The organism is Phormidesmis priestleyi ULC007 (assembly GCF_001895925.1).
GTDB classification, from domain to species: Bacteria; Cyanobacteriota; Cyanobacteriia; order Leptolyngbyales; family Leptolyngbyaceae; genus Phormidesmis_A; species Phormidesmis_A priestleyi_A.
This window is the reverse complement of record NZ_MPPI01000002.1, coordinates 277,538-296,424: the sequence shown is the minus strand read 5'-3', so window position 1 is coordinate 296,424 and position 18,887 is coordinate 277,538. Positions and strand designations below refer to the sequence as shown.

The window sequence follows — 18,887 nt, the reverse complement described above, 5'->3', positions numbered from 1 at the left end:
TGTAGGGTCATTAAGCCCTATTCGCCCAACATTGTAACAACATACACAAACCTTTTGTCACGAAACTTCATGGCTTCCTGACATATCTATTTCTAACGACAGATGAGAGCTTGAACAATCAAGGTGCTTACTTGACGAAATCTGGTGCAGATTGAGCGATATATCGGCTAGCACATTGAGGTTGTCCCCAAATAACTCGCTCTTGCTTATAAATGGCAATGCCGGGTTTAGCCCCTTTAGGCTTATAAACGTGACGAGGCTCTGTGTAAATTACGGGAACCTGTTCGCTCTGTCGCGCTCGACTGTAGTAAGCGGCAATGTCAGCCACAAATTGCAAATCAGCTTCGTCGGCAACCGCCCCCGGCTCTAAGCGCAGCAAGACGTGACTACCTGGAATCTCTTGAGTGTGAAACCAGAGATCATAATCATTGGCTTGGCGAAATGTTAAGCGATCGTTCTGTCGATTGTTGCGCCCGACCAATAGCTCAAATCCGCTCGGTGTTTTGAACTGGTAGGGATGACTCGCAGCGTCATCTTTGCTAGATTCTTTGCGATAATCTGAACCCTCCATATAGTTCTGCTGGATCAGTTCTTCGCGGATTTCTTCGAGCGCTTCTAAATCTTCTGAAATTTGATAATCGTTAAATTGCTCGATCGCGGCCTCAACCTGTTCTAAATAGTCAATCTCATCCTGCACGGCATTTAGTAACGGCTCAGTCGCGGCACGGGTGCGCTTTAATTTTTGGTGACGCTTATAAAGCGCTTGTGCGTTTTGAACGGCGTTCTTTTCTGGATTTAGAGGAATTGTCACTGGCTGCTCGGTTTCAAAATCAGCCAGGTCGATCGTCTTCATGCCGGGTTTCCACTGGTGCAGGTTTGCCATCAGCAAATCGGCTTGTTGCTTGGATTGGTCAGCTCGATCGGACTGGTCTAATCGACTTGAAAACGTGTTTGCTTTAACGCGGAGCTTGCTTAACAGGGTGTCTATCTTTTGGCGAATTTGATGACGCAGTTGGCTAAATTCTTGACGATTTAGGCGGTCGGTATAGTAGCGATCGACCACTTCTTCAACTGTAGCGGTGGGCTGAGTCATGCTCCAACCCATCACGGTATAGCCGTCTGCCGTCCAACCGGGTTTAAAGTGACCATCTTCTAGCGTCTTGAGCCAGGTTTGCCAGCAGCTAAAGAGACGCTGCCAGTCTGATTCTGTCAAGGTTTCGGTGAGGCAGTCAGGATCGAGTTTGGCAGCATCTAGCATCGACAGCAGCAACGCGGAACTGAGTCCTCGATAGCTTTTAATCAGGTTTCGACGCAGGGCACCGGGGATCAGACTCACCCGCGATCGCCACGTCTCTTGAGTCTCACTCAAAGTTGGAGCGGGATCGGTAAGCGCAGGCGGCAACTCATAAGGCTGTCCAGTTTGAATCGGACGGACACTCGACTGATTAGAACTGACTTGATGAGCCGCCGTGACAATGAGATTGTCTCGATTTGCCAAAATCACGTTGCTATATTTGCCCATAATCTCAACATAGAGATGCCACAGGGCAGGGTCTCCAGGGCGGCGAGAAAACTGCAAATCAATGGCTCGTTCCCACGGTGAAACTGGCTCGATCGCGACCAGCGCCAACCCGCCCAACTGATGAATCAACTGTTGACTAAAGGTAAAAGTATCGGGCGCACGAGGTGGCGGATTGCTGATGCTCAATCGAGCGGCTTGCGGATGCCAGGAAACCGTCAGCCAGCTTCGTTTATCCAACGTGCGAAGTGCTAGACAGATTGTAAAGCGATCGCGCTGATAAACCTGTTCGAGCCGAGCCGGGAGCCAGGTCGTGCGAAGTTCACCGCAGAGTGCTGCGAGGGTTGTAAAGTCAACAGGTTGCAAGGAGTTTTTTAGTAAAGAATCAGAACCAATTAGTCAAAGCGTAAACGTTGAGAAAGGCGAATTTCCTCCGTTTTAAGTTAGGTTTCCCCTTGTTGCAAAAATTTTTTATAGATACGATGAAAAACAATCCCTCTATTTATTGCCTACTTGATGAGGCAGTTTTCTATGACGGACATTAAACTGATCAACATCGGGTTTGGTAATATTGTGTCCGCTGGTCGAGTTGTGGCGATCGTCAGCCCAGAATCTGCCCCCATTAAGCGTATCATTACCGACGCAAGAGACGAGAAGAAACTAATTGATGCCACTTATGGTAGACGTACCCGCGCGGTGATCATCGCCGACTCTGGGCACGTGATTCTCTCAGCGATTCAGCCAGAGACTGTTGCCAATCGGTTTATTCTCAGCAAAGATTCCCACGACGATGGATAGACGTTAAAAGATAAAACTTTCCTTCACGTTCGTCCTTTCCCCCTCACCCTTACTGATTGCAAGCTATACTCACTTAATCAGCAACATTGGGAACACTTAGCGCTAATCAGTTTGAGGCACACCATGGGCAAGGGCAGATTGATTGTATTGACAGGGCCCAGCGGGGTCGGAAAAGGAACCTTGCTACGATCGCTCCTTCAGCGACACCCTGACCTCTACGTATCGGTTTCAGTGACGACCCGTGCCCCTCGTGCTGGCGAAGTGGATGGGCAAAACTATTATTTTGTGACCCGTCCTCAGTTTGAACGAATGGTGGCTCAAGGCGAACTGCTTGAATGGGCAGAGTTTGCAGGCAATTGCTATGGCACACCGCGCAAAGCTGTTGAAGAAAAAATCCAGCAGGGCAAGTGGGTGATTTTAGAGATTGAGCTAGATGGAGCGCGACAAATCCGTAAAACGTTCCCTAGTGCTTTGCGAATGTTTATTCTTCCCCCTTCGCTAAGTGAGCTAGAAAATCGCATTCGAGGACGGGCACAAGACTCAGAAGACGCGATCACTCGTCGATTGACCCATGCGCGAGAAGAAGTCAGTGCCGCAGATGAGTTTGATATCCAAATCGTCAACGATAACTTTGAGGAAGCTCTAGGTAAAATCGAAGTCGCTCTGTTTAAACCCGCAGCCGCTATCTGTTAGAAATTCTAAGTTGATCTGCGTCAAGCAAACCGTCAATTAAGTTACACAAAGACTGAGGATCTATAGATTCTCGGTCTTTTTTGATGTGCTGATTAACGGCAATCTAGAATAGCGTGGACTTGAGACAAAAGCTCGTCGAACTCGATCGGCTTTCTTAAAAAGCCATCAACCTGGAAATCTTTAGAGAGAGTAAGCTGATCGTGACCCGTCACCATCACGATCGAGATAAACGGCAAATCAAGGTTTTCTCGAATCTGCTGCACAACTTCGTAGCCATTCATTCCTGGCATCATCACATCTAACAACACTAATTTAGGTGGAGATAGCTCAATTTTGGCGAGGGCAGCAGAGCCACTGTTGGCAACTTCAACTTGATAGCCTTCATCCTCTAAAAGCACTTGCAGTAAGAAAGAATTATCGGCAACATCATCAACCACAAGAATGTGGTCGGGTGTCGATGTGGCAGAGAGCAAGCTATTCATTTGTATACCAGACTTCATCACGCGCGGTGTTGTGTATCAATGATTTCAAACTCGCTACACATTCGCCTCGCACCAAAGATGGATTACGCCCGGTGATTTAGCTGAATTGTTCACAGAGAACGATCGTGTAAATCAAAACGATATGACTTTTCTTGAGCATCCTCACAAGTTTCTCAAATTGTTTCTCTATATTTGTTATTAGAGATAAAGTTCTTCGCTGATGGGGCATAGAAGCCTTATGTTTCACAAAATTTTGGTTGCGCTAGATGACTCTGATAGCAGTCAGCAAGTATTTGCCGAAGCTGTCGCCCTCGCAAAAGCAACAAACGCTTCGTTGATGCTGCTCCGGGTTCTATCGCCGTTTGAGGGAGACTATCCAGGTTCCGTCTATCCTGCGATCGACGGCATCTATCCAGGGTTGCATCACGAAACCGTGCAAATCTATATGAATCAGTGGCATCGGTTTGAGCAAGAAGCTTTGGAGGCACTACGATCACTGAGTTGCAAAGCGATCGAGGCAGGTGTGCCAGCAGAATTTACCCAAAATCTTGGCGATCCAGGTCGCATAATCTGCGAGATTGCTCACACCTGGAATGCAGACCTGATTATGGTAGGTCGTCGGGGTCGCGCTGGGCTGAGTGAGTTCTTTTTGGGCAGTGTCAGCAATTATGTGCTGCACCATGCACCTTGCTCAGTGTTGACCATTCAGGGATTGACCCAAGCAACTCGATCAGATAAGCCACTGCAACCTGATGTTGCGATCGCCCGTTAGGGCGTGGGTTAAAACTTCTGATCGCTTCGTTGCCGAGCGCTTTTCCCCCCTAAATCCTCCATTCTGGGGGACTTCCGACCCTTTCAAAGTCCTCCAGAATGGGGGATTTAGGGGGCTTCCAAGGGTTTAACACACTCCCTAGAACCTATTGTTTATTGATCAACGAGACATTGCCATGCTAAACAGAATCTTAATTGCTCTCGATAATTCTAAAAACCCTCAACCCGTATTTTCAACCGCAATTGCTTGGGCAAAAATAAATGACTCGCGCTTGCTGTTGTTAAACGTTTTGTCGAACCAGAGTGATCACACTCAAAATAATCTAGCAGAATGGGAAAGTTATTGCGTGAGCGATTTAGAAGAACTGCGATCGCTCTCTCACATCGTCAACAAAGTGGGTCTGATGGCTGACATTGCTCAACCTCTCGGTCATACAGGACAGAAAATTTGTGAGCTTGCCAATTCGTGGGGAGCCGATTTGATCATTCTTGGACAACCCGATGTCATGGCTGACCCAGAAAATGTGTTGAACGATGTCGGTCACTATGTTATTCATCATGCTCCTTGTCCAACCCTGGTCGTGCCTCATCAATGCGATCGTGTTTTTGAGTCTGATATTGACGCGATCAACGAACATTATGCAACGCAAAGAACTGCGGCGCTCAGTGCTGTTTGATGACTTTGGGATCGTGAATTAGAAATATTGGTTACTTGCAATGACGATGGGCATGGCAGTGCCATGCCCCTACGTGGGTTGGGGAATTGTGATGTCGATCGCGGTAACGGGTTGACCTAAACTTGCTAAATTGGGCTGGATTGCTTTTTGATTTCCGACTACTAAAGTGACGATCTTGTTGGGTTGAAGATAGGTCTTGGCAACTCGTTGAACATCTGCGATCGAGGTAGCTTCGATGGCTTTGCGATATTGAAAAATAAAGTCTTTGGGGTAGCCAAAATATTCATATCTCAACAGTCGTGAAAGCGTTTGACTGGGATCTTGAAAGTTGAAGATAAACGAATTCAACACAGAGTCTTTTGCAAAGGCTAATTCGCGAGTTTCTACTGGCTGAGTCCGAATTTTTTCTAACTCACTCAACACCGATTTGATAAAGGGCACCGTGGCATCCGATCGCGTCTGTCCTCCAGCAGCAAACACCCCCGGAAAATCAAATTGTGGACTCCAGCTTGCATAAACTGAGTAAGCAAGTCCTTGGCGCGATCGAATCTCGTTAAAGAGCCGTCCTCCAAACCCGCTCAACACCTCATTCATCACCGATAGCGCCGGATAGTCGGGACTGTTCAACTGTCCGCCGAGATGACCCATTTGAATATAACTTTGGGTTAACTGCGGCTGATCGACGAAGAATATTCCGCTTTGTTTCGCCTGTGAAACTTTGGGTAAGTCAGAATTTGATGCCGTTGTCGTAGGATTCCAAGTGCCAAACTTAGACTCGATTTGCGATCGCATCGTCTGGCTATCAAAATCTCCAACAATGCCTAAAAGCAGGTTGCTCGGACGGAAATAATGCTGATAAAAACGAATTAGATCATCACGAGAAATGTTCTCGATCGTGGCATATTCCACAACTCGCGCATAAGGACTTTCGCCGCCATAAATTAGCTTCTGAAACTCTCTCCCCACAATGCCATTCGGGTCATCATTTCGGCGAGCAATGCCGCCCTGAGTTTGCAGCTTTGCCAGATTAAATTTCTCAGGCGCAAACGCAGGTTGCTGAATAACTTCTGCAAATAAACTAAAGACTTCAGATAAATCTTCACTCAGCGCACTAAAGCCTGCACTGCCAGAAGTGGCTCCGATGCCCGTTTCGATCGAGGCTGCCCGTTGCTCTAATCGTTGATTTAACTGATCAGGGGAGTGTTTTTGAGTGCCGCCCGATCGCATGACCGCTCCGGTTAAGCCTGCCAAACCGACTTGATTAGCAGACTCAAAGCGATCGCCCGTCCGAATCAATGCAGTCCCGCTCACTAAAGGCAATTCGTGGTCTTCCATCAAATAAACCACCATGCCATTTTTAAGCTGAAAGCGGCTATAGTTGGGAACCTTGACTTCGGGGGCAGGGGCTAATTTTAAGTCAGTATAGTGTTTAGCGGTCTCTGCTGAAGCCGGAAGTAGGAGCGTCAAAAGCAAGATGACTAGCGGCACCACAATAAACGTAAACACGAGCGTGATAATTCTGGCAATTTGCTGTTTACGATCGTTCGATTTCATAATAATTAGGGCTTAATTTCTTGCGGAAGGATGCGTCCGATCGTGCGATTTTGACTCGTAAATGTAGCTTGAGAAACTCGCTGAATGTCGGCAGGCGTAATCGCAGCAATGGCATCGACTTGCTTAAACAAATTGCGCCAGCTTCCGGTTTTAATCTCATATTCTAGAAGCGATTCTGCCATCCCAGAATTTGAGTCAAGCGATCGTAATAGTCCGGCTCGTGCTTGAGTTTTTACCCGATCTAATTCTTGAGCCGACACAGGTTCAGTCTTTAAACGTTCAATCTCTAATCTGAGCGCTGTCGAGACATCATCCACCGATTTGCCGGGAGCCGTCAGCGCATAAAACATGATCAACGTTGGATATTTATCACCCGGAAATCCGTTGAACCCTTGAGCGGTTAAGGCAACCTGCTTCTCTTCGACCAGAGACTTATAGAGGCGAGACGTTCGCCCGTCGCTGAGTAGACTCGCGATCGCTTCATAAACCACGCTATCAGGATGACTCAATTGAGGACGATGATAGCCTTCGAGATACCAGGGCTGAGAATTAAGCTTGAGGGTGACTGCTCTCGTTTGGGTTTGCGGCGGCTCGATCGCAGTCACTTCGGGCGGTTTGGGCTGGGCGTGATAGCGTCCAAAATAAGTTTGAGCGAGTCGCTCGACTTCGACGGGGTTGACATCGCCCACGATCGCGATCGTCAAATTATTGGGCGTGTAGTGCGTGTCAAAAAATTGCTGCACATCGGGTCGCGTCAGATTCCGAATATCCTGGTCATAGCCGATCACGGGGCGGCGATAGGGATGCACCTTAAAAGCGGCATCGAGAAAAACTTCGATCATTTGTCCGATCGGAGAGTTTTCGGTTCGCAGTCTGCGCTCTTCTAAAATGACTGCTTTCTCTTTATAAAACTCTCGAAACACTGGCTCTAAAAATCGTTCTGACTCTAGCGACATCCAGAGTTCTAGCTTGTTGGATGGAAAGCTGTAAAAATATCGAGTCGCCTCGCTAGACGTATTGGCATTTAACCCGACACCGCCTGCCTGTTCGACAATGCGACCAAATTCGTTTTGTCGCGCCAACTTTCCAGCAGATGCCTCGGTCTGATCGAATTCTTTTTGTAAGCGATCGCGCGTGGTCTTTTCGGTGTCTTTCTGAAGCTGTTCTGCCAGTTGATCTAAGCGATCGAGCAATGGCTTTTCAGCTTGATAATTTTCGGTGCCGATTCGAGTAGTGCCCTTGAATGCGAGATGCTCTAAAAAGTGGGCGACTCCTGTTTTTTTATCAGGTTCGTCGGCTCCTCCCACATTGGCATAGGTGAGAAACGACACTACCGGAGCTTCGTGCCGCTCTAGCACGATGAACTTTAAGCCATTATCTAGTTTAAATTCTGTGACTCGATCGATCACCCGGTCTAAGTAGGGCTGAATCGACTGAACGGGCGTTGTCTCCAGCGTTAGAGTTTGAGCTAGTGCTGCTTGAGAAACCACGCTCCAACTCAGGACAACCACCCAAAAAATAGCTAAAAATCGACTCACTGCTTGCATAAACTATTGCCATAACTAACTCAGAGAAGCGCATATTCAGCACTCTTCTCAGGATAGTGAGTTTTGGCAAGCTTTATGAGACGCGAACTCATTTCAACGAAAGTTGCTGTGACGATAGAAAATGTAGGTGTCGAATAAAGCACCTACCACCCCACAAGCACCGCCGATCACCAACGAGCCTTCTAACGCTTTGCCGCTGCCAAATGTTTGCAAAAACGTCAAAATCGCCCCAGATGACCACTGGCTAAACGCATCCAGCCCTGGGATTAGACCGAGCAGCATTAGCCCAGCGATCGTGCTGCCCACCAACAAAAGCGGAGTCAGAAAGCTGACTAGGCTGGTCAAAAATAAGGAACGCAAATAAACAGATGGGAGATTCATATCCATAACAAATCAGTAGACTATGGAACCGCTAATCACTAATCAGCTTATAAAAATATTTCCCTAGCATAGGAGCGATCGGGACAACTCTCCTCAACTTGTGAGAAATCTTAAATGTTTATAAAGAAACTCAACTTCTATCTCAGCAGTGTCTCACCAATTTTTGGGCAGAGATGTAATCTGCTTTACCGCTTGTCTCTTCTTAAAGGAGGAGATCTTTAAGTCCAAACTAATCCTCCGCCCTGTATCTCTGGAGCGATGAAGTACCCACCTCATCTTTATTAGGATTCCTCAAGCACTTTCGAGATCAGGAATTTTTTTATGCAAGTTCTTAGCCACCCAGAGGCAACCAATGATCCAAAAGATCCCAGAAACCGGGAGGTCGTGTTTCCAGCCTACGACATTCAAAACGGCAATCTAGCGACCCCGATCAATTCTTCACCGTTGGTCAAGGCATACATTAATAGTCTGCCCGCTTATCGCTCCGGGCTGTCTCCGCTGCGTCGTGGGTTAGAAGTTGGACTCGCTCACGGTTACTGGATTTTGGGGCCGTTTGCCAAACTTGGACCATTGCGAGACACCGACATTGCAAATCTGTCAGGGTTGCTGTCTACGATCGGACTAATCATAATCTCAACGCTGGCAATTTCGCTCTACGCCAATACCAATCCTCCGGGCCCAACCACAACGATTACAACGCCTAATCCTCCTGACGCGTTTAAGACAGAGCATGGTTGGAATGAGTATGCAGGCGGATTCTTGATCGGGGGTGTCGGTGGTGCAGCCCTGGCTTACTTCCTGCTCACCAACATTTCGCTGTTTAAAAACTTTGCGACGGGACTGTAAGATTTTTTAGAGCAGAGCGGCGGCGCGATCGGCTAACCCCGATCGTTCGCCCTTCAGCAAAGTAATGTGACCCGCTAAAGGCTCGTTCTTAAAGCGCTCTACGACATAAGTGAGTCCGTTGCTGGCTGCGTCTACATAGGGGTTATCAATCTGGTCAGGGTCGCCTGTCAACACGACTTTAGTGCCTTCTCCAGCGCGAGTGAGAATCGTCTTAACTTCGTGAGGCGTAAGGTTTTGGGCTTCGTCTACAATCAAAAATTGCTTAGGAATGGTGCGTCCCCGAATGTAGGTGAGTGGCTCGATTTGCAGCAATCCATGCTCGATCAGTTCTTCGTGACCGCGCCGCCAGTGGTCTGGTTTGCCTGAAGAATCTTGAGTGCCCAAAATCAGATCAAAATTGTCATAAAGCGGCTGCATCCAGGGAGTCAGTTTTTCGTTGACATCACCGGGCAAAAAGCCCAAGTCTTTTCCCATTGGCACAACCGGACGGGAGATTAATAACCGACTATAAAGCCGCTCATCAGCAACTTTTTGTAGCCCTGCGGCGATCGCTAATAGCGTTTTTCCCGTTCCGGCTTTGCCCACTAGCGTCACTAACGAAATTGAATCTCGCAGTAATAAATCAAGCGCAAAACTCTGCTCACGGTTGCGCGGGCTGATGCGAGAAACACCACTGCGCGACAGTTTAGTGATCGGCACCACTTTGCCACTCGCTCCATCGACAATGCCTAAAGCGGTGTGACTAGGGTTTGCCTCATCGATTAGGGTTAGCGCCTGGTTAGGAAAAAATTCCTGGTCTAAAGCGACTCCACCCAATTTAAACAAGCGATCGATGTCTTCTGAAGCGACAACGACTTTATCCATCCCGATATAAAGGTCATCGACATCGACTTTATCGGTTTTATAGTCTTCGGCGGTCAGCCCTAGCGCGTCGGCTTTGATTCGCAAATTAATGTCTTTGCTCACCAACACAACTGGAGAGTCACATTGCCGCTTTAACTCAAGGGCCACGGCAAGAATCGCATTATCTGCTTTGTCGCCTTCTAGCTCTGGTGGCAGTTCTAGCAAGGTTTCTCGGCGGCAAAGAGCGACCTGTAAAGAGCCATCTCCATTGATTGAAATGCCTTCGGTCAACTGCCCTTTGCTTCTCAAATCATCCAACATTCGGGAAACCTGACGGGCATTTCGTCCCGTGATTTCAGGCTGTTTCTTGAAGCGATCGAGTTCTTCAATAATCGTGATGGGCAGCACTACATCGTTGTCCTCAAACCGTAACATTGCAGATGGATCATGCAGTAGGACATTGGTATCGAGAACGAACGTTTTCTTCATGAAGGCTTTGGCGATCGTAGAGAGTTTCAAGAATGACTTATCATCCTACATCGGTCTGAGTGCCCTAGTTTGATTTCCTGTGAGTTTCTCAGGTTTGTGTAGGGAATCTCTCGATCGACACATTCCAAAATCTATCTATTTAGAGTAGTTTTGGTGAAGAATATCATCATTCAAAAGCATGGATAGCAAGAGTCTCCAACCTGTTCCTCCCTTTCATGACAAAAACGAGGAAACTCCTGATATCGGTGGCGGTTTGCCCGTAATTGAATATTGGGCAGAACACACGCTCTCGCCCGAAGGTGCAAAACTTTGGCAGACTCTGCTCCACAAAAGTGCTTGTCTGTCTTGCTCGTGGGGCACTGGGGGACAGAAAGGAGGCTTTACCAATGAGGAGGGCGAAAAGCTTCAGCGCTGCATGAAAAGCGTCGAGGCGATCTCAGCGGAAATCAAGCCAGCAGTCCCGGTTGAGGTGTTTCAACAGCGCAGCATTCAAGAGCTTCAGCAACTCACCTCGCTTGAAGCTGACAGACTGGGACGGTTGAGCTTTCCGATGATTTTGCGATCGGGCACCTCACACTACGAGCGCATCTCATGGGAAGAGGTTTATAACATTGCAGAAACTGCCTTTCGTAAAGCGCCCGATCGAGTTGCGTCTTATAGTTCGGGTCGCTCCTCGAATGAGGCGGCTTTTTTGCTGCAATTGATGATGCGATCGCTCGGCTCTAATAATCTTGCCGACTGTTCTGATTTGTGTCACGCTCCTTCAACGTTTGGACTTAAACAAATGTTTGGAACGAACACTTCAGTGGTCAGTTTAGAGAATTTAAAGCACGCAGATTGTGTAGTTTTAGCGGGTGCAAACTCTGCTTATAACCATCCACGATTGATGAACGAGTTGATTAAACTGCGCGATCGCGGTGGCAAAGTCATCGTAATCAATCCCATGATGGAGATTGGATTGGTGAAGTTTGGTTCTCCAGCGTTTCCAGTCAAGTCTCTGATTCCTGGATCAGATATCTCTTCGCTGTATTTGCAGCCGATTCCGGGCAGTGATGTTGCGCTGTTTGTTGGCATTCAAAAATCTTTAATCGATCGCGGATTTATCAAGACCGAATTTCTCAAGGCGCATACTGAAGGATGGGAAGCTGTAGTCGAAGCGGCACGATCGACCAGTTGGGACACGATCACCGAAACGTGCGGCGTTTCTCAACCCGAAATCGAAGCTGCTGCAACCATTATCGGCAACGCGAAAGGAGTCGTATTCGGTTGGGCAATGGGAATCACTCAACACGAAAATGGAGTCGATAACGTCTTCAGTATTGGCAACACTGCGCTAATCACTGGTAATATCGGCAAAGAAGGCGCAGGCGTAATGCCAGTGAGGGGACACTCTAACGTCCAGGGCTTTGGCTCAATGGGTGTGACAACTCAAAAACTGAAAAAAGGACTGCAAGACGCACTAGAAAACCTGTTAGGACATCCGCTGAGTGAAGTCAAGGGATATGACACTCGCGATTTGATTGAAGCGGCTGATCAAGAAAAAGTAGAGACGCTGATCTGTCTAGGTGGCAACTTATATGGCGCGAATCCTGACTCGACTCAGGCAAAGCGATCGCTGAGTAAAATCGACACGATTATCTATTTAGCAACAAAGCCCAACATCGGACATTTTAACGGACTCGCCAAACACACGACGATCGTGCTTCCGGTGCGAAATCGATTTGAGAATCCTTATAAAACGACGACTGAATCGGGTAATAACTTTGTCCGATTGAGCGACGAGGGCGAGACGCATCTCAAAGACGCAGATCTGATCGCTGAAGTCGAGTTTTTAACCGAGTTAGCCCACCGAGTCCACGGCGACTATCCGCTTGACTGGCGTAAGCTGCGAGATCCGAAGTTTGTTAGACAACTGATTGCTAAAACTGTTCCAGGATACGAGCAGATGGCAACGATCGACGAAACTCAAGAAGAATTCACGATCACAGGACGCATTCTCAACGAGCCAAAATTCTCAACGCCATCGGGAAAGGCTGCAATGTCTACAACGCCTTTGCCAACGCTGAAGTTACCCGATGCACGATCCTTTAACCAGTCAAACGTAAACGGCATTGTGGTCGCGATTATGACGGGTCGCAGCTATTCTCAACACAACACTGTGGTCTATAAAATTGGCGACCAATATCGAGGAATGCCTCACCGCAACTGCATTTTAATGAATCGATCGGATGCAGAATCCGCAGGCTTGAGCGAACATCAGCGCGTCACCGTGCAAGGCAATGTCGGAAAACTTGAACAGGTCGAAGTGATCTATGGAGCCGTGCGCCCCGGTGCCGCCGTGATGTTCTATCCAGAGGTAAATGTGATCTTTAAGGCGAGGGTTGAGACGCGATCGGGCACCCCAGCCTTTAAGCGAGTTCCTGCCCTCGTTCATGCCTAAAACCTTACCGATCGAGACCCGACAACGCCATCAAATTGCACAGTTTATAAACAGCTCTCGCTCCAACATTGCCATCCCATTCGCCATCACCCACTTCAACCACATCAAAGCCAACAATCTGCCGCCCACTCTCAACAACCTCACGAAACAAACAAACCGTTTGCTCTAACTCTAGACCGCCCGGAACTGGCGTGCCCGTATTGGGACAGAGTTTAGGATCAAGTCCGTCAATGTCAAAACTGATATAGACGTGTTGCGGCAATTCTGCCACGATCTGTTTGCAAACCTCTAGCCACGAAATGCCCGCATAGAGTTTTTGCTTGAGCATTGGGTCGTAATAAGTAGACACCCGCCCATTTGAGTTTTGAATCAGCGTAATTTCGTCGTGACAAATATCGCGAATGCCCACCTGAACGAGTTTAGAAAGTTGCGGTACTTTGAGCGCATTAAACATAATTGAGGCGTGAGAAAACTCAAACCCCTCATACGCCTCGCGCAAATCAGCATGAGCATCAATGTGCAAAATTCCGAAGTCTGGATAATGCTCTGCGATCGCCCGAATCGCCCCTAATGGCACACTATGATCGCCGCCAATCACCGCTATTTGTTTACCTTGATTCAGCGCGGTTTGAGCCTGATCAAATAGCCATTGGTTAACGGCTTCACACTCTTGATTAATCGTGTGCAGAACCCGAACTAAATCGGGATCATCTTCAACTCGCCGCCCCTGTTCCATCTGCTCGATAATTCGCCTTGCGTCTTGTCTTAGCGTCTGACTTTTTCGCTGAATACGATCGTCGATTCCAACCATAAAAATGCCTTGCTTCCACCCATCGGGGTAGTCAAAGTCATAGACATCTAACTGGCGCGAGGCATCTAACACTCGTTGCGGCGCGGCGGCGGTGCCAGCCCGATAAGAAACCGTCACCTCCCACGGCACACCAATCACAATAATGTTGGCTGACTCATAGTCAAAGGGCAAGCCTAATAAATTTCCGTTGTTAACTCCGATCTCATTCGGGTCAAATGTTTGCAGAATCTCTTCTCTCGTTGCCATTTGCAAACGTCCTCAGTCTTTCTCTCAGTCTAGCTTTCTCAACTACGATCAACGTCCTGCAACCGCTTAACTAAAATAAGCAAACGTGGATAGTTTGATGCGATCGCCCGGCTGTTCAAATCTCTCCTATTCCCTAATCTCGCGAACCTGCGTAGAATGAAGGTGATATCGTGCGATCGGAAGTGGAGAATCAAAATGGGTAACGCCGTGGGAATGGTGGAAGTGCGGGGGTTGCCTCCAGCACTGGCGGTTGCAGATGTCATGGTAAAAGCTGCCCGTGTCACCTTGGTCGAAATGGAAAAAGTCAGCGGTGCCTATGTGACGATTATTGTGCGAGGAAACGTATCGGATGTCAAAATGGCAGTCGAAGCTGGAATCGAGGCCGCCAAAAAAATGCACTCAAATAAAGAAGGCGATAAGCTTTTTCTGTCGTCTCACTACATTCCTCGACCTAGCGATAATTTGATGGCCGTGTTGCCGATCGAATACACCGAAGACACTGACGAGTTTAGAGTCTAGACCGGAAAACACCCTCGGCGTGAGCAGCTAGAAAAGGCAGAATTGACCTTGAACAATTCTTTGATAGGACTGGATGCCTTAGCTCAGGATCAATTAGATGCCTGGGTTTCTGATGCAAAAACAAAAACGCAACTGGGACGACTGCCCGACTACATTCCACTGCTCACTCAGACAAAGCCCAACACGGTTGCTGTCGAGATTCAAACGACAAAAGGGAAGATATTTTCGGCGGGGGAAGTCACACAGCCTTTTGCACTGATGAGCGTGATTAAGCCGTTTTTGCTGCTGTTTGTGTTAGAGCGATCGGGTGCAGATGAGGTCTTTAAACAAGTGGGGATGAAACCCTCCGATCAACCGTTTCATTCTCTAACGCAACTGAGTAGCGATCGTGGTTATCCCCGCAATCCCATGATCAATAGTGGGGCGATCGCGCTGGCGGCTCTGTTGCCTGGAAAAGACGGTGCGGCGCGCTGTAAAGCCCTCTGTGACTGGCTAAATCGTCTCGCAGACACGCATCTGACACTAGATCGAGCCATGCTGACTTCTGTGCGATCGATGGCAAATGAGTCAAATCGCGCGATCGCCCATATGCTGTCACAAGCCGGACATTTAACGTCTGTTGAGATGGCGCTTGATACTTATAATCACATCTGCTGTCTGTCAGGAACCGTCGAAGATTTGGCGCGATTGGGCTTACTCCTGGCATCGTCATCTGGGATTGCTCGTCAACATCAGCAAATTGTGAATGCTTTAATGCTGACCTGCGGGCTATATGAAGCGTCGGGCGCGTTTGCCGTGCGAATCGGGCTGCCCACTAAGTCAGGCGTGAGCGGAGCGTTGTTATCGATTGTGCCCAAAGAAGGCGCGATCGCAGCTTACAGTCCGGCGATCGACCCCACCGGAAACTCTGTAGCAGGACTCTTTCTCTTAGAAAAGCTGGCAACTCACCTCAAGCTCAGTATCTTCGGCTAATGTTCGGCATCAAGCTAACTTGCCTCTAAACCGATTACATTCACCCAGCAGCCTGTTGAGTTCCGCAACAGCTTTCCAAGGATTTCGACCTTTGAAGGGGGCGGCAATGACCGCCTCATAGGGATTTCTTCCAGTTTGCTTAACGGCGGCGATCGCTGCTTTGTTGGAGAGTCCTCGTCCTGCTACAAGCCAAGCTGCTAAAACGTGCCCGGTGCGTCCAATTCCGCCAGAGCAGTGAACCACCACCTTCTCATAACTTCGGTTGGCGATCGCTAAGAACGGCAAAATTTGGTGGATGAGAATTTCAGGGTCGGCAAAGTGAAAATCCTCGATCGGGGCCCAACAAACTTGGTCGAGTCCAAAGGTCTGTCGATAAACGTCAAGCAAATTGGAATAGCGAGTGAGTTGAGATTCAGGAAGCAAACAGCAGACGCGCTTGATGTCTTGATTCTGCATAAATTCAATCCACTCGTTCACTTGCTCGTTGCTATATCCAGGTCGAGCAGAGCCAAACACGATCGGTTCGTTCTCCGAAGCTGAAGCAAATTTATGCATAGTGATGCAAAGGCAACTGATTTGATCTCAGGGCATAACCAGAGGATGCCAGAAGGGATCGTTGGTGTCTTCTAGCCGCGCCATGTCTCCCTGATAGCGCGCGTTTACGGTCTCGGCTCTTTGCTTTAAGCGAGGCGGCACATGACACAAATCAACTGGCAATCCGTGTCCTAGCAGAAACTCTGCTAACTGGTGAGGATGAATATAAATTCCTTCTTTGTGCAGCCCTAGCACAATCTCAGCAAAAGTGTGCCACCGAGTCACGTCTTCAAGAGCAGGATCTTCAGGATCGTTGGATAAATCGTTTTGCATCGCAAGGAGAGAGCGCAAGGCAGATGGACGAAGAGCAATTGCCCGACTCCAACTCTGTCTAATATGGTATCCCTCCTTACAGTTTGTCTGATTTGAAGTTGTGAAAATTTACCATTAGGTGAGCAAAGACTCTCAGGGCAATCAAGAGTTTGAAGCGCGAGGATAATCGCCCAATTTCCACATAAAAGCAGCGATCAGATTAGTGAGAACGTGAGCCACGATCGGCACCAATAAATTGCCTGTCCAGATCGCGCTATAGGCAAATAGTGCGCCGATGCAGGTTGCCCAAACCACATAAGCCCACTGCTTAAAGTTACTCAGGTGAAGCACCCCAAAACAAACGCTAGAAATCAAAACCCCTTCTAAAGTCAGACCAAACTCAGGCAGCATGACTCCACGAAATAGTAATTCTTCACTGAGTCCTGGCAATAACCCCAACCAAACTAAATCGGGAATGAGCAGCGGTTTGAGCACTAATTCGAGGTAATAATCGGCGCTGATGCGATAAGCTGCCCAAAACCGATAGATAATCGAGCTGGCGATCGTCACACCCAGCCCTAGCCCGACTCCTTGCAAGATGGCTTCTGTGGTCAACTTCACTGGCAAGAGATTAACAGAGCCAAGGTGCATCCATAATTTTGCTACGAGCAGCAAAACCACGGCAGTCACCCCCATCGCGATCAAAACTTGAATGCGGGTTAACGGTTCCATTTCTGGAGTTTCAGGAATTTGTGCCACTAGAAATCTGGGGGTGAGGTGTATGAGTAGCTTTATGTTAATGGACGATCGACTCAACCTCTAAGCAGCGCAAAGGAGCGATCGCCGGATTCAGCGCATTGGGTTCTATTCCAGCCCGATCGCACACTAACATTCCTAAAGCTTCCAGATAAGAATTCACCGCGATGGCGTTGATTCCCAATGATTCTGGAGGCACCTGCATCTGAGTGTGATTCTCTCTAACTGCAATAATTTTGGTGTTTGACTGACTCAAACTCATGACTGCGCTGCCTCCACAAGCATTTGCTGGAATCACGATCGCATCTACTTGATCTGCCCATACATCACTCGCCTGCACCATAGACAGAACGCTGCGAGTCGTGAATTGAGGAGCGCGACTTAACCCAACTAAAACACACGGAAGAAAAGTAAATCCTAATTCTTCGGCTGCCGATCGCGGCGATAGTTCGACATCTAATGGCAAAGGCAACAGCGCAGGCGCATGAGCACAAGGAATTTGAAACGTCCGTACAATCAGATGACTAATCACCGCTTCGGCACCCGCTAATGGATCAACGCCTTGACCGTGACGATAATTTTGCAACGCTTGGCTGCCACAGTCGTCAGGAAACCGAGCAACTACCGCGATCGCCGTGGCTCCTACTTTGTGAATCAGTTTATCTGCCGCTCTTAATAAGCTGTCTGGATGCTCGATCGTGCCCCACGCTGCGCCAGAATTCGCGGTTTTTAGTTCGACGTTTAAGGGCTGATCGGTGATCACATACTCGGTTAAATTTAGTCCGAGTGTGGCTCTTGCAGCATCTGCCGCTTGTAAATGTCGCAGTCGCAAATCGGGTTCGATGCCACGATCGAGAATCAATCCAATTCGATTTTGATGCACGGGACGCAATCCCCAATTGCCAGCCGCAACTTGATCAAGTCCGTAACCTTCAACATACAAAGCGTTAGGCAAGTTCCAATAAAGTTGGGCCCCGTTGAGAACATTGGGATGTGTGATTAAGCGATCGCAAACCTGAGCGATCATCCGCGCCACCGGAAGCGCATCACCTGCATAGCCTCCGATCGTGGCTCCGATCCCAGTCGGCACGATCAGAACTACGGTGTAGGCACGTTTAGTCATGATCAATCGTCACGATCGCTTCGATTTGAGCTTTTTGTTGGTTAGCATTCACACTGGTGACAGCCCAGCGTAATGGTTCTCCATGTTTTCGCAATGCAGCTTCGATCGCGCTTTGCATTTCAACCGGAGACGATTTCAAGTCAACTTCTATGCTGATAAAGTGTGTATTCATGACTGAAAAATGAATTCACGAGTGATTAACTCTAATGTGAATAACCTATTTATTTTGATGCTGTCCAAATTGCAGATGATAGACTGTTTCTTCTTTTTCGGTTTCAATCTTGAGGTCAGACCGAGGAAAGCCGACACAGAGTAAGGCGTATCCCTGCTCCTGCAATTCTTGACTTACGCCCATTCCATCGGTTTGATCGATCGTTCCTTCTAAGATTTGAGCGGCGCAAGTTGTGCAAACTCCAGCCGTACAAGAACTGGGCAGATCTAACCCCAATTTGTTTGCAACTTCAAGAACGGTGCGATCGTCGGGCACTTCGATCGTGTGAGTTTGCCCCCGATGCAGAATTTCAACTTTATAGATTGCCATTTTAGATTTGATTGCGCGTGTGTTCCCACCATC

Annotated in this window: 21 protein-coding genes; 8 read left to right on the top strand and 13 right to left on the bottom strand. The window is 48.2% G+C overall.

What is annotated here, in order from left to right:
* Nucleotides 1-127 precede the first annotated feature (127 nt).
* The gene (locus BRW63_RS03840) at nucleotides 128-1,885 is read right to left on the bottom strand and encodes an Rqc2 family fibronectin-binding protein (RefSeq protein ID WP_073069579.1); all 1,758 of its coding nucleotides are present in this window, start codon (nucleotides 1,883-1,885) and stop codon (nucleotides 128-130) included.
* A 165-nt stretch (nucleotides 1,886-2,050) separates the two neighbouring features.
* On the opposite strand from BRW63_RS03840, the gene remA reads away from it, so the two are divergent.
* Together remA and gmk are read left to right on the top strand one after the other, a co-directional pair.
* Complete coding sequence (gene remA / locus BRW63_RS03835) at nucleotides 2,051-2,317, top strand: extracellular matrix/biofilm regulator RemA (protein ID WP_073069578.1); 267 nt, start codon at nucleotides 2,051-2,053, stop codon at nucleotides 2,315-2,317.
* Nucleotides 2,318-2,440: 123 nt separating this feature from the next.
* Entirely contained in the window at nucleotides 2,441-3,010 is a 570-nt protein-coding gene (gene gmk / locus BRW63_RS03830; RefSeq protein WP_073069577.1) for a guanylate kinase, read from the top strand.
* 92 nt (nucleotides 3,011-3,102) lie between these two features.
* On the opposite strand, the gene BRW63_RS03825 is transcribed toward gmk, so the two are convergent.
* Nucleotides 3,103-3,510, bottom strand: a complete 408-nt coding sequence (locus BRW63_RS03825; protein ID WP_223257280.1) for a response regulator — start codon at nucleotides 3,508-3,510, stop codon at nucleotides 3,103-3,105.
* A 220-nt stretch (nucleotides 3,511-3,730) separates the two neighbouring features.
* Between BRW63_RS03825 and BRW63_RS03820 the strand changes: the two genes are divergently transcribed.
* Nucleotides 3,731-4,264 carry a universal stress protein gene (locus BRW63_RS03820; RefSeq protein WP_073069575.1) on the top strand — a complete coding sequence of 178 codons (534 nt, stop codon included), beginning with the start codon at nucleotides 3,731-3,733 and terminating at the stop codon, nucleotides 4,262-4,264.
* 175 nt (nucleotides 4,265-4,439) lie between these two features.
* The gene (locus tag BRW63_RS03815) at nucleotides 4,440-4,940 is read left to right on the top strand and encodes a universal stress protein (protein WP_143161995.1); all 501 of its coding nucleotides are present in this window, start codon (nucleotides 4,440-4,442) and stop codon (nucleotides 4,938-4,940) included.
* Nucleotides 4,941-5,009: 69 nt separating this feature from the next.
* Here the strand turns inward: BRW63_RS03815 and BRW63_RS03810 are convergent, their stop codons facing one another.
* From BRW63_RS03810 to BRW63_RS03800, 3 genes are all read right to left on the bottom strand, one after another.
* Complete coding sequence (locus BRW63_RS03810; protein ID WP_073069573.1) at nucleotides 5,010-6,494, bottom strand: M16 family metallopeptidase; 1,485 nt, start codon at nucleotides 6,492-6,494, stop codon at nucleotides 5,010-5,012.
* Nucleotides 6,495-6,499: 5 nt separating this feature from the next.
* Nucleotides 6,500-8,041: a M16 family metallopeptidase gene (locus tag BRW63_RS03805; protein WP_073069572.1), complete on the bottom strand. Its 1,542-nt coding sequence runs from the start codon at nucleotides 8,039-8,041 to the stop codon at nucleotides 6,500-6,502.
* A 93-nt stretch (nucleotides 8,042-8,134) separates the two neighbouring features.
* Entirely contained in the window at nucleotides 8,135-8,422 is a 288-nt protein-coding gene (locus tag BRW63_RS03800) for a hypothetical protein (protein WP_073069571.1), read from the bottom strand.
* A gap of 321 nt (nucleotides 8,423-8,743) precedes the next feature.
* Here BRW63_RS03800 and BRW63_RS03795 point away from each other — a divergent pair, with 321 nt between their 5' ends.
* A complete protein-coding gene (locus BRW63_RS03795) occupies nucleotides 8,744-9,268 on the top strand; it encodes a photosystem I reaction center subunit XI (protein WP_073069570.1) in 525 nt (174 codons plus the stop codon).
* A gap of 6 nt (nucleotides 9,269-9,274) precedes the next feature.
* On the opposite strand, the gene BRW63_RS03790 is transcribed toward BRW63_RS03795, so the two are convergent.
* On the bottom strand, nucleotides 9,275-10,630 hold the full coding sequence (locus tag BRW63_RS03790) for a PhoH family protein (RefSeq protein ID WP_244913154.1): 1,356 nt from the start codon (nucleotides 10,628-10,630) through the stop codon (nucleotides 9,275-9,277).
* A 148-nt stretch (nucleotides 10,631-10,778) separates the two neighbouring features.
* Here BRW63_RS03790 and BRW63_RS03785 point away from each other — a divergent pair, with 148 nt between their 5' ends.
* Nucleotides 10,779-13,040 carry an FdhF/YdeP family oxidoreductase gene (locus BRW63_RS03785; protein WP_073069568.1) on the top strand — a complete coding sequence of 754 codons (2,262 nt, stop codon included), beginning with the start codon at nucleotides 10,779-10,781 and terminating at the stop codon, nucleotides 13,038-13,040.
* Nucleotides 13,041-13,044: 4 nt separating this feature from the next.
* On the opposite strand, the gene BRW63_RS03780 is transcribed toward BRW63_RS03785, so the two are convergent.
* Nucleotides 13,045-14,097: an agmatinase family protein gene (locus BRW63_RS03780; protein WP_073069567.1), complete on the bottom strand. Its 1,053-nt coding sequence runs from the start codon at nucleotides 14,095-14,097 to the stop codon at nucleotides 13,045-13,047.
* A gap of 195 nt (nucleotides 14,098-14,292) precedes the next feature.
* Here BRW63_RS03780 and BRW63_RS03775 point away from each other — a divergent pair, with 195 nt between their 5' ends.
* Both BRW63_RS03775 and glsA read left to right on the top strand, forming a co-directional pair.
* Nucleotides 14,293-14,616 (top strand): carbon dioxide-concentrating mechanism protein CcmK, encoded by a 324-nt coding sequence (locus BRW63_RS03775; RefSeq protein ID WP_073069566.1) that lies wholly within the window; start codon nucleotides 14,293-14,295, stop codon nucleotides 14,614-14,616.
* A 48-nt stretch (nucleotides 14,617-14,664) separates the two neighbouring features.
* Nucleotides 14,665-15,588, top strand: coding sequence for a glutaminase A (gene glsA, locus BRW63_RS03770; RefSeq protein WP_223257279.1), 924 nt, complete (start codon nucleotides 14,665-14,667; stop codon nucleotides 15,586-15,588).
* A gap of 9 nt (nucleotides 15,589-15,597) precedes the next feature.
* On the opposite strand, the gene BRW63_RS03765 is transcribed toward glsA, so the two are convergent.
* The 6 genes from BRW63_RS03765 to BRW63_RS03740 all read right to left on the bottom strand — a co-directional run bounded on the left by BRW63_RS03765 (nucleotide 15,598) and on the right by BRW63_RS03740 (nucleotide 18,854).
* On the bottom strand, nucleotides 15,598-16,143 hold the full coding sequence (locus BRW63_RS03765) for a protein-tyrosine phosphatase family protein (protein ID WP_073069565.1): 546 nt from the start codon (nucleotides 16,141-16,143) through the stop codon (nucleotides 15,598-15,600).
* Between the two features lie 27 nt (nucleotides 16,144-16,170).
* Nucleotides 16,171-16,455, bottom strand: coding sequence for a hypothetical protein (locus BRW63_RS03760; protein ID WP_073069564.1), 285 nt, complete (start codon nucleotides 16,453-16,455; stop codon nucleotides 16,171-16,173).
* 141 nt (nucleotides 16,456-16,596) lie between these two features.
* Nucleotides 16,597-17,193, bottom strand: a complete 597-nt coding sequence (locus BRW63_RS03755) for a CPBP family intramembrane glutamic endopeptidase (RefSeq protein ID WP_317615788.1) — start codon at nucleotides 17,191-17,193, stop codon at nucleotides 16,597-16,599.
* Nucleotides 17,194-17,230: 37 nt separating this feature from the next.
* Nucleotides 17,231-18,313, bottom strand: a complete 1,083-nt coding sequence (locus tag BRW63_RS03750) for a DUF3326 domain-containing protein (protein ID WP_073069562.1) — start codon at nucleotides 18,311-18,313, stop codon at nucleotides 17,231-17,233.
* A complete protein-coding gene (locus BRW63_RS03745) occupies nucleotides 18,306-18,485 on the bottom strand; it encodes a hypothetical protein (RefSeq protein WP_073069561.1) in 180 nt (59 codons plus the stop codon). The genes BRW63_RS03750 and BRW63_RS03745 overlap by 8 nt, the downstream gene beginning before the upstream one ends.
* Before the next feature lie 45 nt (nucleotides 18,486-18,530).
* Nucleotides 18,531-18,854, bottom strand: coding sequence for a 2Fe-2S iron-sulfur cluster-binding protein (locus tag BRW63_RS03740; protein WP_073069560.1), 324 nt, complete (start codon nucleotides 18,852-18,854; stop codon nucleotides 18,531-18,533).
* Nucleotides 18,855-18,887 lie beyond the last annotated feature (33 nt).